Here is a 24,751-nt window from a genome sequence, read left to right on the forward strand (position 1 = left end):
ATCCTTTAATCTTGACAGTGTGCCCAGGTGGCGGAATTGGTAGACGCGCTGGTTTCAGGTATCAGTGACCGCAAGGTCGTGGAAGTTCGAGTCTTCTCCTGGGCACCAAATATTTCGAAGCATAGATAGCAGGTATGTCTGTGATTCAGCAAGAGATTCATCGCAGTACGCTGTAGATGTAAAGCTTTGCCCAGGTGGCGGAATTGGTAGACGCGCTGGTTTCAGGTATCAGTGACCGCAAGGTCGTGGAAGTTCGAGTCTTCTCCTGGGCACCAAATTAAAAACCCACTAGCTTGCTAGTGGGTTTTTTCTTGCCTGCGATTTGGTATGCCCCGCCACTCCCCCTGCTCCGCGGCTCGATAGCTGACTTATGAATTTCTCGTAATGCGGCCACATGAGAAACGATTTCGTTTACCATTGTTTCCAAATATGTAGCCGTAAGCGAGGAAGTACCCGCATGACGATCCGTCCGCAACCGCTGATGCGCACCCTGGCCGCCGCTGTTCTGAGCCTGGTGATTGGCGCACCGGCCGCCATGGCAGACGCGCCGGTCAGCCTGACCCTGTACAACGGTCAGCACAAGGAAATCGGCGAAGCCATCGCCAAGGCCTACGAGGCCAAGACCGGCATCCATATCAATATACGCAAGGGCAGCAGCAACCAGCTGGCCAGCCAGATCATTGAAGAAGGCGACCGCTCGCCCGCCGATGTCATCTATACCGAAGAGTCGCCACCGCTGAACAACCTCGGCGAGCTCGGCCTGCTGGCCAAGATCGACGACGCCACCCTGAACATGCTGCCCAAGGAATACGTGGCCAGCAACGGCACCTGGATGGGCGTGACTGCGCGTACCCGCGTGGTGGTGTTCAACCCGAAGAAAATTGACGAAAAAGACCTGCCGCAATCGGTCATGGACTTCGCTGACCCTGAGTGGGATGGTCGCATCGGCTTCGTGCCTACCAGCGGCGCGTTCCAGGAGCAGGCGGTCGCCATCCTGAAAATGCATGGCCGTGAAGCGGCCGAAGAATGGCTGACCGGCCTCAAGGCGTTCGGCAAGACCTACACCAACAACATGGTTGCGTTGAAGGCCGTGGAAAAAGGCGAAGTCGCCGCGGTGCTGGTCAACAACTACTACTGGTACGCGCTTGAGCGCGAGCGCGGCAAGCTTGACTCCAAGCTGTACTACCTGGCCGATGGCGATGCCGGCGGCCTGGTGACCATTTCGGGCGCTGCCGCGGTGAAAGCCAGCAAGCATCCCAAGGAAGCCCAGGCACTGCTCAACTGGATGGCCAGCGAAGAAGGCCAGCGTGTTATCACCCAGACCACCGCCGAATACCCTCTGCACAAAGGCATGGTCTCGGACCGCGGCCTGAAGCCGTTCGAAGAGCTGCGCCCGCCGCAGATCACCCCCGCCGACCTGGGCAATGCCGAGGAAGCGCTGGAGCTGGAACGTGAGGTCGGTCTGCTCTGATGACTGCCGCCCTGCCCCAAGCGGCCCAGGCGCGTTTCGTGCCTCGCCGCAAGCGCCCGTCGATCTGGGTGCTGCTGCCGGTTCTGTTTCTGGTGGCGATGAGCTTGCTGCCGTTGCTGTACGTCGCCATGAAAGCCTGGGAAGCCGGTTGGCAGGAGGCATTGCATCTGCTTTGGCGGCCTTTCGTCTGGGGCTTGCTGCGCAACACCCTGTTGCTGATGGTTGGGGTCACGGCCGTGTGCATGGTGCTCGGCCTGGCGCTGGCCTGGCTGCTTGAGCGCAGTGACCTGCCGGGGCGGCGCATGTGGGGCGTGGTGCTGTGCCTGCCGTTTGCCGTGCCGTCGTTTGTCAGCAGCTTTACCTGGGTATCGCTGAGCTCGGACTTCGAGGGCCTCGGCGGGGCAATCATGGTCATGGCACTGTCCAAGTACCCGCTGATCTTCTTGCCGGTCGCGGCGACCTTGCGCAATGTCGACAGCTCGCTGGAAGAGTCGGCGAGGACCCTCGGCTGCAGCCGCTGGGGGGTGTATCGCAAGGTCACCCTGCCGCTGCTGTGGCCGGCGATGCTCGGTGGCGCCTTGCTGATCGCGCTGCACATGCTGGTCGAGTTCGGCGCCCTGTCGATTCTTGGCCTACAGACCTTCACCACGGCGATCTATCAGCAGTTCGAACTGGAGTTCAGCAACGCCAACGCGGCGATGCTCTCGGCAGTGCTGCTGGCGCTGTGCCTGATCATGCTCACGCTGGAACTTCGCGTGCGCGGCAAGGCGCGCCATGTGCGCATTGGCCAGGGTGTGGCGCGGCGCGCGCAGCCGATCAAGCTGGGTAACTTCACGGCTGTCGGCCAGTTGTTCTGCCTGGCGTTGGCGGTGCTCGGTAGTGGTATTCCACTGGCGATGCTCGGCTACTGGCTGAGTGTCGGCTCGTCGGCAGCGTTTCCTGTGGGCGAGATCAGCCAGGCGCTGCTCACCTCGCTGTCGGTGTCGCTGGGCGGCGCCGGGTTCTGCGTCGTGCTGGCACTGCCGATCAGTTTCCTGGTGGTGCGCTACAAGGGCCGCCTGGCGATCTGGGCCGAGCGCCTACCGTACCTGCTGCATGCCCTGCCGGGCCTGGTGATTGCCCTGACGCTGGTGTTCTTTGCCCTGCACTACGTACCGGCGCTGTACCAGACCACGGCGTTGTTGCTGCTGGCGTATGCCTTGCTGTTCCTGCCACTGGCCCAGGCGCCAGTGCGCACGGCGCTGAACAAGGCCTCGCCAACGCTTGAAGAGGCGGCTCGGACCTTGGGCGCGAGCAGCTTCAGCGCATTTTGTCGGGTCACCCTGCCGATCATCTTTCCGGCGCTGGCCGCAGCCTTTGCCCTGGTGTTCCTGGATGCCATGAAAGAGCTAACCGCGACCTTGTTGCTCAGCCCGACCGGGATGACCACCCTGGCCACCGAGGTGTGGGCGCACACGGCCAACGTCGAGTTCGCCGCGGCGGCGCCCTATGCCGCGCTGTTGATCGTAGTATCAGGCCTGCCGGTGTACCTGCTGACCACGCGGATGTACCTGAACCGGGCCTGAGCCCTGGATGGGCTGCGCAGGCAGCCCAGCCCCTCCCCTATAACCCCCTCACGCCCGGAACTGGCCAAGGCTGGCGCGCAGCTGCGCCGCCAGATCATCCAGCACCTTGCCGCTGGCGGTCGTCTGCATCACCACCTCGGCCGAGCGCTCGGCCTGGGCATGAATCGTCTCGACCCTGCCGCGCACCGCTTGCGCACCGTGCGCCTGCTGCTCGGCAGCGCGGGTCGCCAGGCCAATCGCTGCATGCACCTGCTCGACTGCCGCTTGCACCGACTGCTGGCGGCGCTCGCTATCACGCAGCACCAGCAAGCCTTCGCTGGCCTGGCGCCCAGCCTGGCTGATGGTTGCCACCGCCTGCTTGGCGCCTTGCTGCAGGGCAACGATATGCGCCTGAATGTCCCCGGTCGAACTCTGGGTCTTGCTTGCCAGCGCCCGCACCTCGTCGGCCACCACCGCAAAGCCACGACCGGTCTCACCGGCGCGGGCGGCTTCGATTGCCGCGTTGAGGGCGAGCAGGTTGGTTTGCTCGGCAATGCCGTGGATCACCGTCAGCACCACTTCGATCTGCTCGCTCTGCTTGGCCAGCCGCTCGATCACCTGCGAGCCGGCATCGACCTGGCCCGCGAGGTTTTCGATCAAGCCAGCAAGCTGGGTCGAGGTGCGGCTGTTTTCGTCAGTGGCCTGGCGGATGTCGACCACCTGCTGCAAGGCAGCCTGCATCGCATGGCTCTCGGCCTGGGCTTGGTCGGCCATGCCGGACAGGTCGCGCAAGCTGGCCGCCACTGCGTCACGCTGCAAGGCTGCGGCAGCGTCGGCACCGGCGCTGCGCTGGGTCATGACACCGATTTCGACGCCGGTGCGCTGGGCGACTTCACCCGCCTCGCGGACGATCGGCTGCAGCTTGTCGACAAAGCGGTTGACCGCTGCCGCCATGTCGCCGATTTCATCACGGCTGTCGAGACTGACCCGTTTGGTCAGGTCACCGTCGCCTGCGGCCAGGTCATTGAGTGCCGCGATCAGCAGGCGCAGCTTGTTGACCACGCGCCGGCCGAGTACCACTGCCACTACCAGCAGTACGCCAAGCCCCACCAGTACCAGGCCCAGGCCAATCCGCCAGCGCAGCTCGGCGGCCGCATCGCGGACGGTTTCGGCGGTGTTGGCCTGCATCGCAGTGGCGCTGTTCTGCGCAGCTTCCAGACGCGCACGCAGAGCCTTGCCGCTGTCTGCGGCGGCCGCCCCGAGGCTGTCGCCGACCAACTGCTCGCTGCTGCCGATCAATGCCGCGAAGCGTTCATCGAGGGCCTTCAATTCCTGTTCGACGGATGCGGTGGAAACGCCCATCAGCACCTTGCCGATCTCGGCACCGTTGGGGCTGATCGGTGCTTCGACGAAGTACACCGAAGGGTCCTTGCGCGCAGCGTTGAGCACTTTGTCCAGCGCCCGCTCACCTTCGCCCTTGTCCATCAGCGCCTGGTTGATCGGGTTTTGCCGGTTGAGGTAGCGCGTCAGGTGCTGGCCCTGAGCATCGTCATAGATCACGAACAATACATTGGGATTGCGCTGGGCACGGCGGGCAAAGTCGGAGAGCACCGGCACGTCGTTGTCCCAGATCGCTCGCGGGGCAACCGAGGCGAGCAACTCGGCCATGTCGTTGGCCGAGTCCTTGAGGTTCTTCTCCAGGGTGGCGCGCAATTGCTGCTGTTCGCTTTGCAGGCGCGTCGACAAACCGCTGCTCAAACGCTGCCGAGTGCTGCTGGAGAGGCTTTCAAGGCCGGCGCGGACGTCCTGCCCGGCTAATTCCAGTTCACCCGCAAGTTTGCGACTGTCGCTGCCCAGACGCTCGCCAAGATCAGCCTCAAGGGCCGTCACTGTGCTCCGGGTCAGCGCAACGGCCACCAGCACCTGCACCAAAAGGGCGATACCCAAGGCAACAAACACAGGCCGCAACAGGCGGCTTCGTAACAATGAAAGAATGGCAGACACGGTGAACCCTCGTGTTTCTTGCGCCACTATTTTGATGGCATCGACAAGGGCATTCTTACAGCAAGGGTTGTGCCGTCGCAGCAGGCATAAACGCCAAGTTTATTCACCGGCGATACAACGTGTGCAAAAAAACGCCGCGCTCCCTTGCGGGAACGCGGCGCTGGATCAGCCTGGCAGGCTAATCAGGCAAACGGATGACGCAGCACGATGGTCTCGTTGCGATCCGGGCCGGTCGAAATGATATCGATCGGCGCGCCGGTCAGCTCCTCGATGCGCTTGATGTAAGCGCGAGCCGCTTCTGGCAGCTCTTCGAGGGTCTTGGCGCCCAGGGTCGACTCGCTCCAACCTGGCATTTCTTCGTACACCGGCTCCAGGCCGATGTAGCTGTCGGCGTCGGAAGGCGCTTCGAGCACTGCGCCATTCTCGTTCTTGTAACCCACACAGATGTTGATGGTTTCAAGACCGTCGAGCACGTCCAGCTTGGTCAGGCAGATGCCCGAAATGCTATTGACGTCGATGGCGCGACGCAGGATGACCGCATCGAACCAGCCGCAACGACGGGCACGGCCGGTGGTCGAGCCGAACTCGTGGCCACGCTTGGCCAGGGTTGCGCCAGTGTCATCGAACAGTTCGGTCGGGAACGGACCGGAACCGACACGGGTGGTGTACGCCTTGGTGATGCCGAGGATGTAATCCAGGTACATCGGGCCAACGCCGGAACCGGTGGAGATGCCGCCGGCGGTGGTGTTGGAACTGGTCACGTACGGGTAGGTACCGTGGTCGATGTCCAGCAACGAGCCCTGGGCGCCTTCGAACATGATGTCCTTGCCGGCGCGGCGCAGGTTGTGCAGCTCGGCGGTGACGTCGAGCATCATCGGCTTGAGCTGCTCGGCGTAGGCCATGCACTCGTCCAAGGTCTGCTGGAAATCGATGGCCGGCTCTTTGTAGTAATTGACCAGCTGGAAGTTGTGGTAGTCCAGCAGCTCACCGAGCTTGGCAGCGAAGCGCTCACGGTGGAACAGGTCACCGATGCGCAGGCCACGACGAGCGACCTTGTCTTCGTAGGCCGGGCCGATACCACGACCAGTGGTACCGATCTTGGCTTCGCCACGGGCCTTCTCGCGAGCCTGGTCCAGTGCTACGTGGTAGGACAGGATCAGCGGCGCAGCCGGGCTGATGCGCAGGCGCTCACGGACCGGTACACCCTTTTCTTCGAGCTTGGTGATTTCCCGCATCAAGGCGTCCGGTGCAACCACTACACCGTTGCCGATCAGGCACTGCACGCCTTCGCGCAGGATGCCCGATGGGATCAGGTGCAGCACGGTTTTTTCACCGTTGATCACCAGCGTGTGGCCGGCGTTGTGACCGCCCTGGTAGCGCACTACGGCGGCAGCATGTTCGGTCAGCAGATCAACGATCTTGCCTTTGCCCTCATCACCCCATTGGGTGCCCAGGACGACGACATTCTTACCCATAACACTTGTCCTCATTCACGCAAACTTGGTTGCCGGCCCTGATGCGGGCCGCGCGAGCTGTCTCAATGGGTCAGAGGCAGGATCTGCCAACGCCCTTCTTGCTGAATCAATTGCCGATCACAATCCGCCTCGAGGGCAGCACTCAGCGGCTGGCCAGGCAATGCCTGGACCACTCGCTGGCCCTCGTTGCGCAACTGGCAGACCATCTGCCAGAGGGCCGCGTCGCCGCTGTCGGGCATCCAGATGCCGCCAGAAGGCAATACGACCTCCGCTCGCCCCAGTGTGACCAGGGTCTTCAAATCCGTGGAGAAACCAGTGGCCGGACGCGCCCGGCCAAAGTCGGCACCGATGTCATCGTAGCGACCGCCCTGAGCGATCGACTGACCGACCCCAGGGACGAACACCGCGAACACCACACCGGTGTGATAGTTGTAGCCGCGCAGCTCGCCGAGGTCGAAGTACAGCGGCAGCTCCGGGAAGCGCGCTGCCAGCCGATCAGCGATCGCCAGCAGGTCATCCAGTGCAGCCAGGACGCTGGCCGGGGCACGGCCAAGACGCACACGCGCCTGAGCCAGCACTTCACGGCCACCGCACAGCTCAACCAGGGCACGCAGCATGCCGCCCAGGTCCTGCGGCAGGTCAGCGGTCAGTGCGTACACTTCATCGCGGGCCTTGCGCTGCAGCGCATCGAACAGCTGCTGCTCGACGTCGCCGGACAACCCGGCAGCACGCGCCAGACCACGGTAGATACCGACGTGGCCGAGATCCATGTGCACGTCCGGCACATCGGCCAGGCGCAGCATGGCCAGCATCAAGCTGATGACTTCGACATCGCTGGTCGGGCTGGCATCGCCATACAGCTCGGCGCCGAGCTGGATCGGGCTGCGCGAAGTAGACAGCTGGCGCGGCTGCGCATGCAGCACGCTACCGGCGTAGCACAGGCGGCTCGGACCTTCACGGCGCAGAGTGTGGGCGTCGATGCGCGCTACCTGCGGGGTGAAGTCGGCACGGAAGCCCATCAGTCGACCGGACTGCGGGTCGACCACCTTGAAGGTATGCAGGTCGAGGTCCTGGCTGGCACCGGTGAGCAGCGATTCCAGGTACTCGATATGCGGAGTAACGACCAGTTCGTAACCCCAACTCTGGAACAGGTCCAACACCTGCCGCCGCGCGACTTCAATGCGCGCAGCTTCAGGTGGCAGTACTTCCTCGATGCCATCTGGCAGCAGCCAGCGGTCTACCGTTGCCATTACGCCTTTTCCCCTTTGGTCCGAGCGGCCAACCCATAGGCGAGCCGTGAATACAGGCATTGGCACACAACAACAGGCAGCACTAATCCCAGCGCTACCGCCGTACCAACACCCTCGAATTACTAGCGTCGGGCTGACCCAATGCGAGCCAATCAACCTTGCAGACGCAAAAAAGCCGGGAAATTTCCCGGCTGACTCATCATACACCCCTTTTCCTTCGGGATGCACCCCGCCGGCAGTTTTACCTGCCAGGCGGGGCCTTGTCGCTTACGGCCGGCTCTTGTCCAGGTACCGGAAGAACTCGTTCTTCGGATCCAGGACCAGCACGTCGCTCTTGCTCGAGAAGCTCGCACGGTACGCTTGCAGGCTACGGTGGAACGAATAGAAATCCGCATCCTGGTTGTAGGCCTTAGCGTAGATGGCGGCCGCCTGGGCGTCACCATCACCGCGGGTTTCCTCGGATTCACGATAGGCTTCGGCCAGCAGTACTCGACGCTGACGGTCGGCATCCGCACGGATACCCTCGGCCAGCTCGTTACCTTTGGCGCGATGCTCACGGGCCTCACGCTCACGCTCGGTGCTCATACGATCGAACACGCTGCGGTTGACTTCCTTCGGCAGGTCGATGGCCTTGACGCGAACGTCGACCACTTCGATACCCAGCTCCTTGTTGGCCATGCGGTTCAGCGATGCAGTGATGTCAGCCATCAGTGCATCACGCTCACCGGATACCACCTCGTGCAGGGTGCGTTTACCAAACTGGTCACGCAGGCCGCTTTCCAGACGTCGCGACAGACGCTCGTCGGCGATCTGCTTCATGCCCGAGGTTGCGGTGTAGAAACGGTCGGAGTCTTTCACCCGCCATTTGGCATAGGCGTCGACCATTACCGCTTTCTTTTCCAGGGTCAGGAAGCGTTGCGTCGGTGCGTCCAGGGTCATCAGCCGCGCGTCGAACTTGCGCACCTGGTTGACGTACGGGATCTTCACATGCAGGCCGGGCTGAACATCAGCCTGAACCACACGACCGAATTGCAGCATTACCGCACGTTCGGTCTGGGACACGATGTAGAAGCTGTTCCAGGCCACGACAGCCAGCACGACTGCGGCGATCAGGGCGATCAGCGATTTATTGCTCATCAGCGGCTCTCCCTAGTACGCAGTGCCTGTTGTTGCTGTTGCAGGTCCTGCGCTGCGCGCACAGCTGCGTCGTTGACCGACGGCGACGCGCTGCTGCCGGCAGACGCCGACGTGTTGCGACCGCCTTCGACCATCTTGTCCAGCGGCAGGTAGAGCAGGTTGTTCTGCCCGTCCTTGGTTGCCACCATGACCTTGCTCGAATTGCTGTAGACCTCTTGCATGGTCTCCAGGTACAGACGCTGACGGGTTACGTCCGGCGCCTTGCGGTACTCGGTGACCAGCTTGGTGAAGCGATCGGCTTCACCCTTGGCGCGGGCAATCACTTCATCGCGGTAGCCGTTGGCGTCTTCGATGATGCGCTGTGCCTGACCACGGGCCTCTGGCACCACGCCGTTAGCGTAGGACTCGGCCTGGTTGCGCGCACGCTGCTCGTCTTCACGGGCACGGATCACGTCGTCGAAGGCTTCCTGCACTTCACGCGGGGCTGCCGCGCTCTGTACGTTGACCTGAGTCACGGTGATACCGGTACGGTAAGTGTCGAGGAAACGCTGCAGACGCTCGCGGATATCCACGGCCATCTGCTCACGACCTTCGGTCAGCACCTGGTCCATCGAGGTCGAGCCGACCACGTGACGCAGGGCACTGTCGGTCGCATGCTGCAAGCTCACTTCCGGCTGGTCGACGTTGAGCACGAAGTCCTGCAGGTTGGTGATCTTGTACTGCACGGTCAGCGGCACTTCGACGATGTTCTCGTCTTCAGTGAGCATCTGCCCCTGCTTGGTGTACGCACGCTCACGCGTCACGTTTTCCATGTACTTGCGATCGATCGGCGGGAAATAGATATTCAGGCCTGGACCCACGGTCTCGTAGTACTTGCCGAAGCGCAGCACAACCGCCTGCTCCTGCTCGTCGACCACGTACACGGCACTGTACAGCCAGATCGCAGCCAACACCGCCAGGCCTATGCCCAGCAGGCCGTAGCCGCCACCCTTGCCGATATTGCGGTCACCACCGCCGCGTTTCTTGCCGCCACCGAACATGCCGTTCAGGCTGTCCTGCAGCTTGCGGAAGGCCTCGTCGAGATCAGGTGGGCCTTTTTTGTCGCCACCGCCACCACTGCCGCCGCCGCCACGGCGACCGCCCCAGGGATCCTGGTCTTTCGAGTTGCCACCCGGCTCATTCCAAGCCATAGCGCTCTCCATCTGATAAAGCAAAGACGCGCCCACGGCGCGCCGTCCAATGCTACAGAATGCCTGTCACGGCTGCCCGGCGACCTCGACGGGCATTTATTGCAAAGTGTGTTGCGCGATAAACGTCTGCGGCTCGATGCCGGCACGGCTGACCAGGCGATTAAGCTCGATCATCGGCAGGCGCACGCTGAGCAGGCTGCTGCCCTCTTCATCATGTTCCTCGCTCTGCACCGCGCCCAGTTCGAACAGCTGCGCGCGCAAGCGAGCGAAACGCTGATCAAGGCGCAGGGTGGCGACAAACAGATCATCCCCCAGCAACTCGGCAATCGCCTGGCCAACCAGCTCCAGGCCACGTCCATCACGTGCCGACACCCAGACCCGTTCCGGCTTGCCATCGGCATCGCGCTGGATCTGTGGCTCGACATCTTCAAGCAGGTCGAGTTTGTTATAGACCTCGAGGATCGGCAAGCCTTCTGCGCCGATCTCGCCCAATACCGCCAGCACCTGCTCGATCTGCTCCATGCGCTCTGGCTCATGGGCGTCGATCACGTGCAGTAGCAGGTCGGAGTTGCTCGACTCTTCGAGCGTAGCCCGAAATGCCTCGACCAGCTTGTGCGGCAGATGGCGAATGAAGCCCACGGTATCGGCGAGCACGATCGGCCCCAGGTCGTCGAGTTGCAGACGGCGCAGGGTCGGGTCGAGGGTGGCGAACAGCTGGTCGGCCGCGTACACGTCGGATTGGGTCAGGGCGTTGAACAGCGTCGACTTGCCGGCGTTGGTATAACCCACCAGCGACACCGACGGGATGTCCGCACGTCTGCGCCCGCGCCGCGCTTGCTCACGCTGGCTGCGGACCTTTTCCAGGCGCGCCTTGATCTGCCGCAGGCGGACCCGCAACAGGCGCCGGTCGGTTTCAAGCTGGGTCTCCCCCGGACCGCGCAGGCCGATACCACCTTTTTGCCGCTCAAGGTGAGTCCAGCCGCGCACCAGCCGCGTGCTCATGTGCTCAAGCTGGGCCAGTTCGACCTGCAGCTTGCCTTCATGGGTACGCGCCCGTTGGGCGAAGATATCGAGGATCAGCCCGGTACGGTCAAGCACGCGACACTCGAACACACGTTCGAGGTTACGCTCCTGACTGGGCGTGAGGGTGTGATTGAAAATCACCAGATCGACATGCTCGGCACTGACCAGATCGCGTAACTCCTCGACCTTGCCACTGCCAATCAGGAATTTGGCACTGGGCTGATGCCGTGTCACCGTAGACAGCAAGACGATTTCAGCACCGGCCGACAGGGCCAGCTCCTGGAACTCCTGCGGGTCTTCGCGCGCCTCAGGGTTCTGACCTTCCAAGTGAACGAGCAACGCTCGTTCACCACCACCGTGGCGCTCAAAGAACAATGCAGGCTCCTAATCAGGCGTTGCCTGGCTCGCTGTCACCGTTCTCGGAATCGGACGGGCTTGGCAGACGAACCGGACGTGCAGGTACGACAGTCGAAATGGCGTGTTTGTAGACCATTTGGCTGACGGTGTTTTTCAGTAGAACTACAAACTGGTCGAAAGATTCGATCGAGCCCTGCAGCTTGATCCCGTTGACCAGATAGATCGAAACCGGGACCTTTTCTTTTCTCAAGGTGTTCAAGTAAGGGTCTTGTAGCGAATGCCCTTTTGACATATGCCGCACTCCTGTAAGGATAAATAATAAAAAACGAGAAAATTCTATGATTACGCCGCCCACTCGCAAGAGTAGACGGCAATTAGCAGGGACTCAGCTCAATATGGAGATGGCCCCAAGGTATTTCAAGGTGCGGGACAGATTGTCGCAGGCCAGGCTGTCCAGCCAGTGCACGTCGGACCAACCGCGCAACCAGGTGAACTGCCGCTTGGCCAGCTGGCGAGTCGCAATGATACCGCGTTCTCGCATCTCATTCTCATCTAGCTTGCCGTCTAGGAAATCCCAGACCTGCCGATAGCCCACTGCCCGTATAGACGGCAGCCCGGCGTGCAAGTCACTTCTGGCTCGCAGCTCTCGGACCTCATCGATGAAGCCCTGTTCCAGCATCTGTGAAAATCGTAACGCAATTCGCTCATGCAGAATGTGACGATCTGCAGGAGCGATCGCCAGACTGGCCACAGTATAGGGCAAATGGCCGGCCGCGCCTGCGTCTGCGCCGCTACTTTCGGCTGATTGGCGCTGGCGGTGGGCAGTCATGCTCTCACCACTCACCCGATACACCTCCAGCGCACGAATCAAGCGCTGCGGGTCGTTGGGGTGGATGCGCGCCGCCGACACCGGATCGACCTCGGCCAGCTGCCGGTGCAATTCGCCCAGGCCCAGTGCGCTGGCCTGGGCTTCCAGCTCGGCGCGCACGGCCGGGTCAGCCGCTGGCATGTCGGCCAGGCCTTCAAGCAAAGCCTTGTAGTAGAGCATGGTGCCGCCGACCAGCAGCGGGACCTTGCCGCGTGCGGTGATCTCGGCCATGGCCGCCAGGGCATCGCTGCGAAACTGCGCTGCGGAGTAGCTTTCGGCGGGGTCGATGATATCGATCAAGCGGTGCGGGTACGCCGCCAGGATGTCTTTCGACGGTTTGGCAGTGCCAATGTCCATGCCGCGATAGACCAGCGCCGAATCGACGCTGACCAGCTCGCAGGGCAGCACTTTGCTCAACTCGATGGCGAGATCGGTCTTGCCCGCCGCAGTCGGGCCCATGAGGAAGATAGCTGGAGGTTTGCTGCTCATGTCACCGACCGCGCAGGAAGAGTTTGTCCAGATCGTCCAGGCCCATCTGGGTCCAGGTCGGTCGGCCGTGGTTGCACTGGCCGCTGCGCTCGGTGTTTTCCATGTCGCGAAGCAAGGCGTTCATCTCGGGGATGGCCAGGCGCCGATTGGCGCGCACGGCGCCGTGGCAGGCCATGGTCCCGAGCAACTCGTTGAGGTGCGCCTGGATGCGGTCGCTGGTGCCGTATTCCATCAGGTCAGCAAGCACGTCCTGCACCAGCCGATTGGCTTCGGCCTGTTTCAGCAACGCCGGGATCTGGCGAATCGCGACCGTCTCCGGGCCTAGCCGCTGCAGCTCGAAGCCGAGGCGCTGGAACCACTGTGCATGCTCTTCGGCGCAATCGGCTTCACGCTGGCTCATCGCCAGAGTTTCCGGCACCAGCAGCGGCTGGCCACTGAGGCCTTCGCTGGCCATGGCCACCTTGAGGCGCTCGTACATGATCCGCTCGTGGGCGGCATGCATGTCGACCAGCACCAGGCCTTGGGCGTTTTCGGCAAGGATGTAGATGCCCTTGAGCTGCGCCATGGCGTAGCCCAGCGGCGGTATATCGCCCTGGCCGTCGGGCAGCGCGACCGGCGCGGCGCTGCTCAGCGGCGCATAGAATTCGCGGTAAGCGGCCTGCGCTTCGGCCACCGGCAGTGGCTGCGAGGGGCGCGGCGTGTACTGGTACTGGTAACCCGCACCAGCGCCGGAGCCGGCTGGAGCAGGCTGCTGCTGTTCGAGCACAGGCGTGGCCAGGCGCATCTCGCCCTGAGGGCCGAACTCGCCAGCCAGCTGGCCACCAGCACGCACCAGCTCGGCGGCTGCGGCAGGCGCGGCCACCTGACCTTCCGGGCGCACATCGGCCAGCGCGCGATGCAGGGTGCCGTAGAGAAAATCGTGAACCGTACGCCCCTCACGGAAGCGTACTTCGTGCTTGGTCGGGTGCACGTTGACGTCGACGCCGTTAGGCTCCAGCTCAAGGAACAACACGAAGGTCGGATGGCGGCCGTTGAACAGCACGTCGCGATACGCCTGGCGTACTGCATGGGCCACCAGCTTGTCGCGCACCGCCCGGCCGTTGACGAAGAAGTACTGCAGGTCAGCCTGGCTGCGCGAGAAGGTCGGCAAGCCGACCCAGCCCCACAGGCGCAGGCCGTTGCGCTCAACGTCGATCGGCAGCGCCTGTTCAAGAAAGCCCGGGCCACAGATGGCGCCGACTCGGCGCGCCCGCGACACATCATCGGCGGCCTCGTGCAGGCTGAGGATGCTCTTGCCGTTGTGACGCAGGTGGAAGCCGACATCGAAGCGTGCCAGTGCCAGGCGACGGATGACTTCCTGCAGGTGATCGAATTCGGTTTTCTCGGCTTTGAGGAACTTGCGCCGGGCCGGGGTATTGAAGAACAGGTCGCGCACTTCTACCGAGGTGCCGACCGGGTGCGCCGCAGGCTGTACCCGCGGGGTCATGTCGCGGCCTTCGGTCTCGACCTGCCAGGCTTCGCTGGCATCGGCGGTGCGCGAGGTCAGGGTCAGCCGTGCAACCGAACTGATCGACGCCAGTGCTTCACCGCGAAAGCCCAGGCTGAGTACGCCTTCAAGGTCTTCCAGCTCGCGAATCTTGCTGGTGGCGTGCCGGGCCAGGGCCAGCGGCAGGTCATCCGGGGAGATGCCGCTGCCGTCGTCACGCACACGCAGCAGCTTGGTGCCACCCAGCTCGACCTCGACATCGATGCGCCGGGCACCGGAGTCGAGGCTGTTTTCCAGCAGCTCCTTGGCTACCGACGCAGGTCGCTCGACTACTTCGCCGGCGGCAATCTGGTTGGCCAGCCGCGGGCTGAGCAGCTCGATCCGCGAACCACCGGTCATTGCTGCGACGCCAGGGTGGTACCCGGAATATCCAGATGCTGGCCGACCTTCAGCTCATCGGTTTTCAGGCTGTTGCTGCTGCGCAGGGCAGCCACGCTGACCTGGTAACGCACGGCGATCATCGCCAGGGTTTCACCCGGACGCACGGTATGGTCACGCGGGCCTTGGGCAATCTTGCCGGCGTCACGCAGCCAGGCGATGTAAGTGCCAGGCGGCGGGCTCTGTTGGAAGTACTGGCGCAAGCCGGTGTGGATCGAGCGCGCCAGCGCCTGCTGGTGGCTCTTGGTAGCCAGCTTGGCGGCTTCGTTGGCGTTGGAGATAAACCCGGTTTCGACCAGGATCGACGGAATATCCGGCGATTTCAACACCATGAAGCCCGCTTGCTCGACTCGGCGCTTGTGCAGCGAGGTGATGCGGCCCATGTTGCCCAGCACTTTTTGCCCGACATCCAGACTGGAGCTGAGCGTAGCGGTCATCGACAGGTCGAGCAGAACCCCGGCGAGCATGCGGTCCTTGTCGTCGAGGCTGACGTTACCGGCACCGCCGATCAAGTCGGAGCGGTTTTCCGTGTCGGCCAGCCAGCGCGCGGTTTCCGAGGTAGCACCACGGTCAGACAAGGCGAACACCGAAGCACCAAAGGCGGCCTTCGACGGCGCGGCGTCGGCATGGATCGAAACGAACAGGTCTGCACCTTTTTTGCGGGCGATCTCGGTGCGTTTGCGCAGCGGGATGAAGTAGTCGCCGGTACGCGTCAGCTCGGCGCGGTAGCCTTTCTCGCTGTTGATCTGGCGCTGCAACTCTTGAGCGATCTGCAACACGATGGTTTTTTCGTGCTGACCGCGCGAGCCGGAAGCGCCCGGGTCTTCGCCGCCGTGACCGGCGTCGATGGCAACCACGATATCGCGCTTGCCGCTTGGTGCTGGCGGCAGCTTGATCGCCGGCTGGGTCGGCGTTACCGGGATGGCCGGCGTGGTGGCCGGCGGCTGCACCGGCGTCGGCGGGGGCGTCGGCGTAGTAGCCGCGATGGCGTCGGCTTCCTGATCGTACAGGTCGACCACCAAGCGGTTACCGTACTGGGCGTTGGGGGCCAGAATGAAGCTTTTCGGGGTGACGGCCTTTTTCAGGTCGATGACCACGCGCAGGTCGGTCGGCGTGCGTTGCGCCGAGCGGACACTGCTGATCGGGGTGTTGGAGGTGGCCACGTTGAGCGGCGCGCCGAGAGTGGCACCATTGATATCGATAACCAGCCGATCCGGTGCGCTAAGCGTAAACACGCTGTGCTGCACGGGCCCGGAGAGGTCGAAGACCAGTCGTGTGTTGTCCGGCGCGCGCCACAGACGCATGCTTTTTACTTGTGTGGCGGCCAGAGCGTTGACAGTCACTGCGCTGAGCAGCAGACCGACTACGGCGACCAGTGCGCGTATGCGCATACCTAACCCCATTTACTGTTGAATTTTGTTGGCCAGCGCGGTGCACCAGGCTTGGCCACGAGCGCCCTGCGGCAACAGGTTAAGCGAGCGTCCGCCCGCTTGCGGGCTTATGGTAATGGTCAGGTCGGGCTTTGGCAAAACGCCCGCACCTTTATCGGGCCATTCGAACAGGCACAGGGCGTCGCCTTCGAAGTAATCGCGAATGCCCAGGTACTCCAGCTCTTCCGGATCGACCAGCCGGTACAGGTCGAAGTGAAACGCCCGCACATCGCCGATTTCGTAGGGTTCGACCACGGTAAAGGTCGGGCTCTTGACCGGCCCGGTATGGCCCAGGCCACGGATCAGGCCACGCGACAGGGTGGTCTTGCCGGCGCCGAGGTCACCCTCGAGAAATATCACGCCATGACCGCCGGTCACTTCGGCCAGTCGCGCGCCGAAGGCCACAGTGGCTTCTTCGTCGGGCAGAAACAGGGTTACACCTGACACGCTGAATGCTCCTCCAATAATTCACGAATGACCGGCAGCAGATCACTGGCTGCCAGGCCCCTGCCCTTCACGCCCAGGCGCTCGCCAGCGCAGGCATGCAGCCACACGCCCAGGCATGCCGCCGACCAGCCATCCAGCCCCTGTGCCAGCAATGCGCCAAGCACACCAGTGAGCACATCGCCCAGCCCTGCACCGGCCATCGCCGGGTGGCCTCGCTGGCACAGGGCCAGCTGCCCGTCCGGATCAGCCACCAGAGTACCCGCGCCTTTAAGCACGCAGATGCTGGCGTACCTGCGCGCCAGCTTGCGCGCAGCGCCCGCACGGTCAGCCTGCACCGCCTCGGTGGAAATCCCCAACAAGCGCGCCGCCTCCCCTGGGTGCGGGGTGAGGATGCTCGCGCCGGGCACGGCCAACGGGCTGCTGGCGAGCATGTTCAACGCATCGGCATCCCATACTTGCGGCACATCGCTGTTGGCCACAGCCGACAGCAGGCTGCGCCCCCATGCGGCCTGGCCAAGCCCGGGGCCGACTACCAGCACGCAAGCGCGGGCCAGCACCTCGATCAGCTGATTGGCCGATGACACGCCCAGGCACATGGCCTCGGGCAGCCGGGTCAGCGCCGCTGAAACATGCTCAGGGCGCGTGGCGATGCTGACCAGGCCAGCACCACAGCGCAGCGCGGCCTCGCCACTGAGCAGCGCGGCGCCGCCGGTGCCAAGGTCGCCACCGACCACCAGCACATGGCCGAAGTCGGTCTTGTGCGCGTCTGCACGGCGTGCCGGCAGCCGGGCGAGGTTGCCTCGGCTGAGGGTTTTTACCGCGTTGTCGGGGTGTTTGGTCTGGGGCATGGGGTCAAAGGCTCCGATGTCTGGCAGAATTATACGCACCTGAGCCTGTAATGCCTTGCCCATCCATGTCCGTTTGTATTCCTGACCTCGCCGCGCTGGCCCAATCGATCAAGGATTGGGGCCGCGAACTCGGCTTCGCCCACGTCGGTATCGCTGGTGTAGACCTGGGCGAGCATGAACAGCACCTGGAGCGCTGGCTTGCCGCCGGCTATCACGGCGAGCTGGACTATATGGCCGCGCATGGCAGCAAACGTTCCCACCCCGAGCAGTTGATCCCGGGGACACTGCGGGTGATCTCGCTGCGCATGGACTACCTGCCCGGCGATACGCGCATGGCGCAGGTGCTCGCACAGCCGGAAAAAGCCTACGTGTCGCGCTACGCGCTGGGCCGCGACTACCACAAGCTGGTGCGCAAACGCGTGCAGCACCTGGCCGACCGCATTCAGGCAGACATCGGCCCGTTCGGCTTTCGTGCCTTTGTCGACAGCGCCCCGGTGCTGGAAAAAGCCATCGCGCAGGAGGCCGGGCTGGGCTGGATCGGCAAGAACACCCTGCTGCTCAACCGCAAGGCCGGCAGCTACTTCTTTCTTGCCGAGCTGTTCGTCGACCTGCCGCTGCCGGTGGATGAAGCCCAGACCAGCGAGCACTGCGGCCGCTGCCAGGCGTGCCTGGATGTGTGCCCGACCAATGCCTTCGTCGGCCCGTATGTACTCGACGCTCGGCGCTGTATCTCCTACCTGACTATCGAGCTGAAGCAGGCGATCCCGGTCGAGCTGCGCGCGATGATCGGCAATCGAGTGTTCGGCTGCGATGACTGCCAGATTGTCTGCCCGTGGAACCGCTTCGCCCGCCCCACCCAGGAAAACGACTTCAAGCCGCGTCACGGCCTGGACAATGCCGGCCTGGCCGAACTGTTCATGTGGGATGAGGCGACCTTTCTGGGCAATACCGAAGGCTCGCCGCTGCGCCGCGCCGGCTACGAACGCTGGCTACGCAACCTGGCGGTGGGGCTGGGCAACGCACCGTCGACCATTCCGGTGCTGGAGGCGCTGCAAGCACGCCGCGAGTACCCATCCGAACTGGTCCGCGAGCATGTCGAGTGGGCGCTGGCCCAGCACGCAGAACGGCAGGCGCAGCCAGCGAGCTGAGTGACTACTGCTGGTCGTTGTAGTGAAACTTGGGCATTTCCCAGTGGAAACGGATCGCCAGTAAACGCACCAGAAAACCACCAAACAGAGTCAACAGCGTGGCCTGCTCGGCCGGCAGATTGAAGTGCACGCAGCCCAGATAGAACCACGCCGCCGCAAACGACACGCTGGCATACAGCTCGCGGCGAAACACCAGCGGGATGTCGTTGCAGAAGATATCGCGCAGAATCCCGCCGAACACCCCGGTGATCACCCCACTGATCGACGCCACCAGCAGGCCTTGGCCCATTTCCAGCGCAGTCATGCAGCCGATCAGGGTAAACGCCACCAGCCCCAGCGCATCGAGGACCAGAAACAGCGAGCGCAGATGGCGCATCAGTGGCGCGATAAAGATCGTCAGCAGAGCAGCAAAGCTGGTCAGCACCAGGTACTCGGGGTGCTTCACCCAGGTCAGCGGATAGTGCCCCAGCAACACGTCGCGCACCGAGCCACCACCCAGAGCCGTCACGCAGGCGATCAGCACCACACCGAACCAGTCCATGCCGCGACGGCCGGCGGACAAGGCCCCGGTCATGGCTTCGGCGGTGATAGCGACGAGGTAGAGCATCAGCAACATGGTGCGAGTCCGTGCGAGAAAGGCGCGCAGTCTACCCAGTTGCACCCCGCACCAGAAGGGGGCGCGCCGACTATCGTCAGCCGGCGCAGCAGGCTCAGAACTTGATGAAGTGTTCGCGGTAGTGACGCAGCTCGGCAATCGACTCGCGAATATCGTCCAGCGCCAGGTGGGTGCCACCCTTCTGGAAGCTGTCGCGCACCTCAGGGGCCCAGCGTGCAGCCAATTCCTTGAGGGTAGAAACGTCGAGGTTGCGGTAGTGGAAGTAGCTTTCCAGCGACTTCATGTGGCGGTACAGGAAGCGCCGATCCTGGCAGATGCTGTTGCCACAGATCGGCGACTTGCCCTTCGGCACCCACTGCTGCAGAAACGCGATGGTCTGGGCCTCGGCTTCGGCCATGCTGATACGGCTGTCACGCACACGCTGGGTCAAGCCCGAGCCGCCGTGGGTACGGGTGTTCCACTCATCCATGCGCGCCAGCACTTCATCGCTGTGGTGAATGGCAATCACCGGGCCTTCGGCCAGGGTGTTGAGGTTGCTGTCGGTGACGATGGTCGCCATCTCGATGATGACGTCGCTGTCCGGATCCAGGCCGGTCATTTCCAGATCGATCCAGATCAGGTTCTGTGTGTTGTCCATGAAAGGCTCCTGAGATAGGCCGTCATAGTAGCTTAGTGGCTCGATCGGGTAATTGGCTTTGCTCGCTAATTCACTTTGTTCAACGATCCCACAGACACCGCGTCACCCAAGGTTAACGAATAGCCCACAACAGGAGCATGCTAAACTGTCAGCCGTTTTCCAACCGCAAGCCACCACGGAACATTCATGGCCAAACGCCAGCTCAATCGCCGCCAAAACTGGCGCATCGAAAAAATCCAGGGCGAACGCGCCGACCGCGCCGCCAAACGCGAGCAGCACGTCTTGCAGGAACTGGAAGGCGGCGACCTCGGACCCGAGCAATTCGGCCTGGTCATCGCCCACTTTGGCGTCCAAGTCGAAGTCGAAGCCCAGGACGGCGACACAGTTGGCCAGATCTTCCGCTGCCACCTGCGCGCCAACCTGCCTGCACTGGTCACCGGTGACCGCGTGGTATGGCGAGCAGGCAACCAGGGCATCGGCGTCATCGTCGCGCAACTACCGCGCTCGACCGAGCTGACCCGCCCCAACAACCAGGGCGTGCTCAAGCCGGTAGCCGCCAACGTCGATCTGATCGTGATCGTCTTTGCCCCCGCCCCTGAGCCCCACGCCAACCTGATCGACCGCTACCTGGTCGCCGCCGAGCACGCCGGCATTCGCCCGTTGCTGTTGCTGAACAAGGCCGACCTGATCAACGAGCAAAACGCACCGGCGCTGAATGCCTTGCTCGAGGTCTACCGCGACCTGGGCTACCCCCTGCTGGAGGTGTCGGCGCACCACGGCGACGGCATGCAGCAGCTGCAAAAAATGCTCGATGGCCACGTCAGCGTGTTTGTCGGCCAGTCCGGTGTCGGCAAGTCGTCGCTGGTCAACAGCCTGCTGCCGCAGGCGCACACGCGGGTGGGTGATCTGTCCGAGTGGTCTGGCCAGGGTACCCATACCACCACCACGGCGCGGCTTTATCACTTCCCCAACGGCGGTGACCTGATCGACTCCCCCGGTATCCGTGAATTCGGCCTGGTGCACGTCAGCCGCGATGATGTCGAAGCCGGCTTCATCGAGTTCAGCGAACTGTTCGGCACCTGTCGCTTTCGCGACTGCAAGCACGACCGCGAGCCAGGCTGCGCCTTGCTCAAGGCGCTGGACGAAGGCCGGATCAAGCCACAGCGTATGCACAGCTACCGCTCGATCATCGCCAGCCTGACCGAAGACAGCTATTAACAGCTGGTGCAGGCAAGTTGGGGCTGCTTTGCAGCCCCAATCGGCCTAACTGACCGGCATTACCGCATTGCGGCCATTTTTTGCTGTGCCGCAGGCGGTTATTCCTTCGGCTCGTCCATCTTCAAGGTACCGTCCTCGAAGAGATTGAGCTTCTGTCGCAGCTCGCGCGGCTGCATTGGCGCCTCGCCGGCACCAGCGGGCGCTGCTGCACCTGGCGCTGCCGAGCCTGGCGCCGCGGGTGCGTCAGATGCCGGCGGTGCATCCGGAGTGCCCTGCTCGCCCTCGATATTGCGCTGGGCCTTCTTGGTCAGAACGATGATATCGATGCGCCGGTTGACCGGGTTGAACGGGTTCTTGCGGTCAAACAGCGACGACGACGCATAGCCAACCACCCGCGCCACCTGGTTATCCGGATAGCCGCCCGCCACCAGCGCACGTCGCGCGGCGTTGGCACGGTTGGCCGACAGCTCCCAGTTGCCGTAGTCACCGCTACCGGCATAGGCCTTGGCATCGGTGTGGCCGCTGACGCTGATCTTGTTCGGCACCGCCTTGATGGTGTCGGCCATGGCCAGCAGGATGTCCTCGAAGTACGGCTGCAAACGCGCGCTGCCGATGTCGAACATCGGCCGGTTCTCGGCATCCATGATCTGGATACGCAGGCCGTCCTGGGTGATCTCGAACAGGATCTGATCCTTGAACTTCTGCAGTTGCGGATTTTCTTCGACCTTGTTCTGCAGCTCCTGCAAGAGCAGGTTCAGGCGTTCCTTTTCAACCTGCTCGGCCATGGTCTCGACCTGATCCTTGTCCAGCTGCACGCTGGTCTCGGGCGTCGGATCGGACTTCACCTCAGGGTTGATGGTCTTGTCCGGCGCCAGCTCAGGCGAACCGCCCAGATCAATCACATAGGGCGTACCGCTTTCGGAGAAGCCGATCGGGTCCTTGAAGTAGCCGGCGATGGCGATCTTTTGCTCTGGGGTGGCCGTCGACATCAGCCACAGCACCAGGAAGAACGCCATCATCGCCGTCGCGAAGTCGGCAAAAGCGATCTTCCAGGCGCCGCCATGGTGACCGCCGCCAAAGCGCTTGACGCGCTTGATGATTATCGGCTGATTGTTTTCCATGAATCAGCGACCGCGAACTGCTTGTTCCAGCTCGGCGAAGCTCGGACGGTGCTTGGGGTACAGCACCTTGCGCCCGAATTCCACGGCCAGCGACGGCGGCATGCCCGAGGCCGAAGCCACCAGCGACGCCTTGATCGACTCGTACAGATTGACCTCTTCCTTGGCATCGTGAGCCAGGCAGGTGGCCAGTGGGCCGAAGAAACCGTACGCAGCAAGAATACCGAAGAAGGTACCCACCAGCGCCGCACCTACGTGCATGCCGATGGCAGCCTGGTCACCCTCACCCAACGAGGCCATGGTGACGACGATACCCAGTACCGCCGCAACGATACCGAAGCCAGGCATGCCGTCGGCGATACCGGTGACCGCGTGCGAAGGGTGGTCGAGTTCTTCCTTGAGGCTCAGCAGCTCCATGTCGAACAGGCCTTCGAGCTCGTGCGGAGCCATGTTGCCGGTGGACATGATGCGCAGGTAGTCACAGATGAACGCAGTCATGCGCTCATCACCCAGCACTGCCGGGTACTTGGCGAAGATCGGGCTGGCCGAGGCGTCTTCAATATCGCCTTCGATCGCCATCATGCCTTCGCGGCGGCTCTTGTTGAGGATCTCGTAGACCAGGCCCAACACCTCCAGGTAGAAGGTATGGGTGAAACGTGAGCCGAACATCTTCATCGACTTCTTGATCACGTGCATGGTCATGTAGCCAGGGTTGGCCTGCAGGAACGCGCCAAACGCAGCCCCGCCAATGATGAGCACTTCGAACGGCTGGATCAGCGCCGCAATCTTGCCGTGGGAAAGCACGTAGCCTGCGATCACGCTCGCGAAGACGACGATGATGCCGATAATTTTAGCCATAGGTTCAAAGCACTTGAAGTCGAGGTCAGGGTCGGGGACGGGAGCTTGAAAACTCTTCTTCTACTTATCGGCAGAACTGCGCCAGACTATAGCCACTCCAAGTGAAAAGCCAGTTCGGACTGATGTCAAAATGCCAATTGAAACCAAGGTACCAAGTCAGACGCCACGCACTTTAGACCGCTGGATAAAACTGCTGGATGACGTGCGCCTGCCCGTGCCCAAGGAAAGCCACGACCGGGTACTGGCGGCCATCAATGACAACCGTCGGTCATTGCGCGACATCGCCGAACTGATGCAGGACAGCCCCGCCTTGGTGCTGTCGGTCATGCGTGAGGCCAATCACTCGGCCAACGCCAGCCAGGCCGAGCCGGCCGAGAGCCTCGAAGTTGCCCTCAATCGACTCGGACTTGAGCGCAGCGCACAGCTGCTGGCGCGCCTGCCGGCCTTGCCCGGCGATGACATTCCGCCGGTACTGCGCCAGTTTTTGTTGATTAGCCAGCATGCCGCGCAGCAGGCCAGTGGCCTGTTCGCCAGCCGCCTGGCGCGGCTGTGGCAGGAGATTCACTGGGGTAGCCTGCTGTTCCTGTCGCCGCTGTGGCCGATGGCCGTGACCTACCCCAAGCTGCTCGACACCTGGGAGCTGCGGGTTATCCACAAGGGCGAAAACGCTGCCGAGGTCGAGATCGAGCTGTTTGGCGTACGCCTGATGGAGCTGTGCCAGGCGGTCGCCCTGCACTGGCGCCTGCCGGAGTGGGTGACCCAGGGCTACCGCCTGCTTACCAGCGAACGCGAACAATTGGCTCAGGTATTCAACATTGCCCGCGAGACGGACAGCCTCGAGCAGCAGCATCGGCTTGATGAAGAACCAGGCCTGCGCCGCTGGTTCAACCAACCGGCCAACACCGTATTGCTGGCCAACGGCCTGGCGCTGGCGGCCCAGGTCGGCTGGGACAACCCGCACCTGCTGCGCTGGCAACTGCTGACCGCGCTGTACTTGCAGACCTCGCTGGACGACGTCCAGCAGCAGGTTCACCAGCAAGCCGCCGCGAGTGCCCGCCATCACGCCCGACACGCCCTGTTCCACCCGGCCGAAGCGTTGATATGGCCATGGCAGCAGCGCCGCCCGCACCCGGACATGCTCACACCACCGCCGCCGCCTGCAGAAAACCTGGAGCGCTGGCGCACGCTGTGCGCCGAAATGCTGGCCCAGCCCAGCCGCTTCAGCAATGCCGTGCACCTGGCCACTCATGCCCGCGATGCACTGCTCGCCTGCGGCATGCAGCGGGTACTGCTGCTGACCTACGACAAGGCCACTGACGCCTTGCGCGTGCAGCAGACTGCCGGGCTGCCCAAGGAAGCAGCTGCGCTGAACCTGGCAGTCAAGCAGAACAAACTGTTACAGCGCTTGACCAGCCAGGCCGGGCAACTGCGCCTGACGCCGGACAACCACGCCCAGTTCGCCGCCCTGCTGCCAGCGCCGATCAATGCCATGTTCCCCAGCGAGCACCTGCTGCTGCGCTCGCTGGCGGTCAATGGCCAGGTAATCATGCTGCTGCTTGCCGATCAGGCGGGCCGCCCGCTGGCCGACGTCAGCGTGCAGGCACTGGGCAAGACTGCACAGTGTATCGAGCGCGCTCTGGCTACCTTCGCCACCCGCAGTAGCTGAGCCTTACGCTACAATCGCCCCTCGCGTTCCACC

Annotated in this window: 20 protein-coding genes, 2 tRNA genes and 2 pseudogenes; 7 read left to right on the forward strand and 17 right to left on the reverse strand. The window is 63.0% G+C overall.

Features of this window, described 5'->3' with window-relative positions; genetic code table 11:
- Positions 1-21 precede the first annotated feature (21 nt).
- The 4 genes from HU736_RS14905 (at position 22) to HU736_RS14920 (ending at position 3,036) form a co-directional block, all read left to right on the forward strand.
- Positions 22-108, forward strand: a tRNA-Leu gene (locus HU736_RS14905).
- A gap of 80 nt (positions 109-188) precedes the next feature.
- Positions 189-275 (forward strand) — tRNA-Leu (locus tag HU736_RS14910).
- A gap of 182 nt (positions 276-457) precedes the next feature.
- Positions 458-1,471 carry an extracellular solute-binding protein gene (locus HU736_RS14915; protein ID WP_186700644.1) on the forward strand — a complete coding sequence of 338 codons (1,014 nt, stop codon included), beginning with the start codon at positions 458-460 and terminating at the stop codon, positions 1,469-1,471.
- Positions 1,471-3,036, forward strand: a complete 1,566-nt coding sequence (locus HU736_RS14920; protein WP_186700646.1) for an ABC transporter permease — start codon at positions 1,471-1,473, stop codon at positions 3,034-3,036. Before HU736_RS14915 ends, HU736_RS14920 begins: the two co-directional genes overlap by 1 nt.
- A 48-nt stretch (positions 3,037-3,084) precedes the next feature.
- Here HU736_RS14920 and HU736_RS22240 read toward each other — a convergent pair.
- The 13 genes and pseudogenes from HU736_RS22240 to HU736_RS14980 form a co-directional block, all read right to left on the reverse strand.
- Positions 3,085-3,600 (reverse strand): annotated as a pseudogene (locus tag HU736_RS22240) (methyl-accepting chemotaxis protein); the annotation flags it as partial.
- A 390-nt stretch (positions 3,601-3,990) separates the two neighbouring features.
- Positions 3,991-4,683: pseudogene (locus HU736_RS22245) on the reverse strand (methyl-accepting chemotaxis protein); the annotation flags it as partial.
- Positions 4,684-5,201: 518 nt separating this feature from the next.
- The gene (locus HU736_RS14930) at positions 5,202-6,494 is read right to left on the reverse strand and encodes an adenylosuccinate synthase (protein WP_103435853.1); all 1,293 of its coding nucleotides are present in this window, start codon (positions 6,492-6,494) and stop codon (positions 5,202-5,204) included.
- 62 nt (positions 6,495-6,556) lie between these two features.
- Positions 6,557-7,744, reverse strand: coding sequence for an ATP phosphoribosyltransferase regulatory subunit (locus HU736_RS14935; RefSeq protein WP_101315915.1), 1,188 nt, complete (start codon positions 7,742-7,744; stop codon positions 6,557-6,559).
- A gap of 267 nt (positions 7,745-8,011) precedes the next feature.
- Positions 8,012-8,881 carry a protease modulator HflC gene (gene hflC / locus HU736_RS14940; RefSeq protein ID WP_103435852.1) on the reverse strand — a complete coding sequence of 290 codons (870 nt, stop codon included), beginning with the start codon at positions 8,879-8,881 and terminating at the stop codon, positions 8,012-8,014.
- Entirely contained in the window at positions 8,881-10,071 is a 1,191-nt protein-coding gene (hflK, locus tag HU736_RS14945; protein WP_186700650.1) for an FtsH protease activity modulator HflK, read from the reverse strand. Before hflK ends, hflC begins: the two co-directional genes overlap by 1 nt.
- A gap of 96 nt (positions 10,072-10,167) precedes the next feature.
- Positions 10,168-11,469, reverse strand: coding sequence for a ribosome rescue GTPase HflX (gene hflX / locus HU736_RS14950; protein WP_101315909.1), 1,302 nt, complete (start codon positions 11,467-11,469; stop codon positions 10,168-10,170).
- A gap of 13 nt (positions 11,470-11,482) precedes the next feature.
- Complete coding sequence (gene hfq, locus HU736_RS14955; protein ID WP_060480687.1) at positions 11,483-11,743, reverse strand: RNA chaperone Hfq; 261 nt, start codon at positions 11,741-11,743, stop codon at positions 11,483-11,485.
- A 93-nt stretch (positions 11,744-11,836) separates the two neighbouring features.
- Positions 11,837-12,808, reverse strand: a complete 972-nt coding sequence (gene miaA, locus HU736_RS14960) for a tRNA (adenosine(37)-N6)-dimethylallyltransferase MiaA (RefSeq protein WP_186700652.1) — start codon at positions 12,806-12,808, stop codon at positions 11,837-11,839.
- 1 nt (position 12,809) lies between these two features.
- Positions 12,810-14,693 carry a DNA mismatch repair endonuclease MutL gene (gene mutL, locus HU736_RS14965; RefSeq protein ID WP_186700654.1) on the reverse strand — a complete coding sequence of 628 codons (1,884 nt, stop codon included), beginning with the start codon at positions 14,691-14,693 and terminating at the stop codon, positions 12,810-12,812.
- Positions 14,690-16,135, reverse strand: a complete 1,446-nt coding sequence (locus HU736_RS14970) for an N-acetylmuramoyl-L-alanine amidase (RefSeq protein ID WP_181003766.1) — start codon at positions 16,133-16,135, stop codon at positions 14,690-14,692. The genes mutL and HU736_RS14970 overlap by 4 nt, the downstream gene beginning before the upstream one ends.
- Entirely contained in the window at positions 16,136-16,609 is a 474-nt protein-coding gene (gene tsaE / locus HU736_RS14975) for a tRNA (adenosine(37)-N6)-threonylcarbamoyltransferase complex ATPase subunit type 1 TsaE (protein WP_101315901.1), read from the reverse strand.
- A complete protein-coding gene (locus tag HU736_RS14980; protein ID WP_225913052.1) occupies positions 16,597-17,457 on the reverse strand; it encodes an NAD(P)H-hydrate dehydratase in 861 nt (286 codons plus the stop codon). Before HU736_RS14980 ends, tsaE begins: the two co-directional genes overlap by 13 nt.
- Positions 17,458-17,522: 65 nt before the next feature.
- Between HU736_RS14980 and queG the strand changes: the two genes are divergently transcribed.
- Positions 17,523-18,605, forward strand: coding sequence for a tRNA epoxyqueuosine(34) reductase QueG (gene queG, locus HU736_RS14985; RefSeq protein WP_103435847.1), 1,083 nt, complete (start codon positions 17,523-17,525; stop codon positions 18,603-18,605).
- A 4-nt stretch (positions 18,606-18,609) separates the two neighbouring features.
- Here queG and HU736_RS14990 read toward each other — a convergent pair whose 3' ends face one another.
- Positions 18,610-19,221 (reverse strand): trimeric intracellular cation channel family protein, encoded by a 612-nt coding sequence (locus tag HU736_RS14990; RefSeq protein ID WP_101315895.1) that lies wholly within the window; start codon positions 19,219-19,221, stop codon positions 18,610-18,612.
- Between the two features lie 94 nt (positions 19,222-19,315).
- A complete protein-coding gene (gene orn / locus HU736_RS14995; protein ID WP_103435846.1) occupies positions 19,316-19,858 on the reverse strand; it encodes an oligoribonuclease in 543 nt (180 codons plus the stop codon).
- A gap of 186 nt (positions 19,859-20,044) precedes the next feature.
- On the opposite strand from orn, the gene rsgA reads away from it, so the two are divergent.
- Entirely contained in the window at positions 20,045-21,076 is a 1,032-nt protein-coding gene (gene rsgA / locus HU736_RS15000; protein ID WP_181107304.1) for a small ribosomal subunit biogenesis GTPase RsgA, read from the forward strand.
- A 98-nt stretch (positions 21,077-21,174) separates the two neighbouring features.
- Here the strand turns inward: rsgA and motB are convergent, their stop codons facing one another.
- Entirely contained in the window at positions 21,175-22,197 is a 1,023-nt protein-coding gene (gene motB / locus HU736_RS15005) for a flagellar motor protein MotB (RefSeq protein WP_186700658.1), read from the reverse strand.
- A gap of 3 nt (positions 22,198-22,200) precedes the next feature.
- Positions 22,201-23,052, reverse strand: a complete 852-nt coding sequence (motA, locus tag HU736_RS15010) for a flagellar motor stator protein MotA (RefSeq protein WP_101315887.1) — start codon at positions 23,050-23,052, stop codon at positions 22,201-22,203.
- Between the two features lie 130 nt (positions 23,053-23,182).
- Here motA and HU736_RS15015 point away from each other — a divergent pair, with 130 nt between their 5' ends.
- Positions 23,183-24,718 (forward strand): HDOD domain-containing protein, encoded by a 1,536-nt coding sequence (locus HU736_RS15015; protein ID WP_103435843.1) that lies wholly within the window; start codon positions 23,183-23,185, stop codon positions 24,716-24,718.
- Positions 24,719-24,751 lie beyond the last annotated feature (33 nt).

This window comes from Pseudomonas shirazensis (assembly GCF_014268785.2).
GTDB classification, from domain to species: Bacteria; Pseudomonadota; Gammaproteobacteria; order Pseudomonadales; family Pseudomonadaceae; genus Aquipseudomonas; species Aquipseudomonas shirazensis.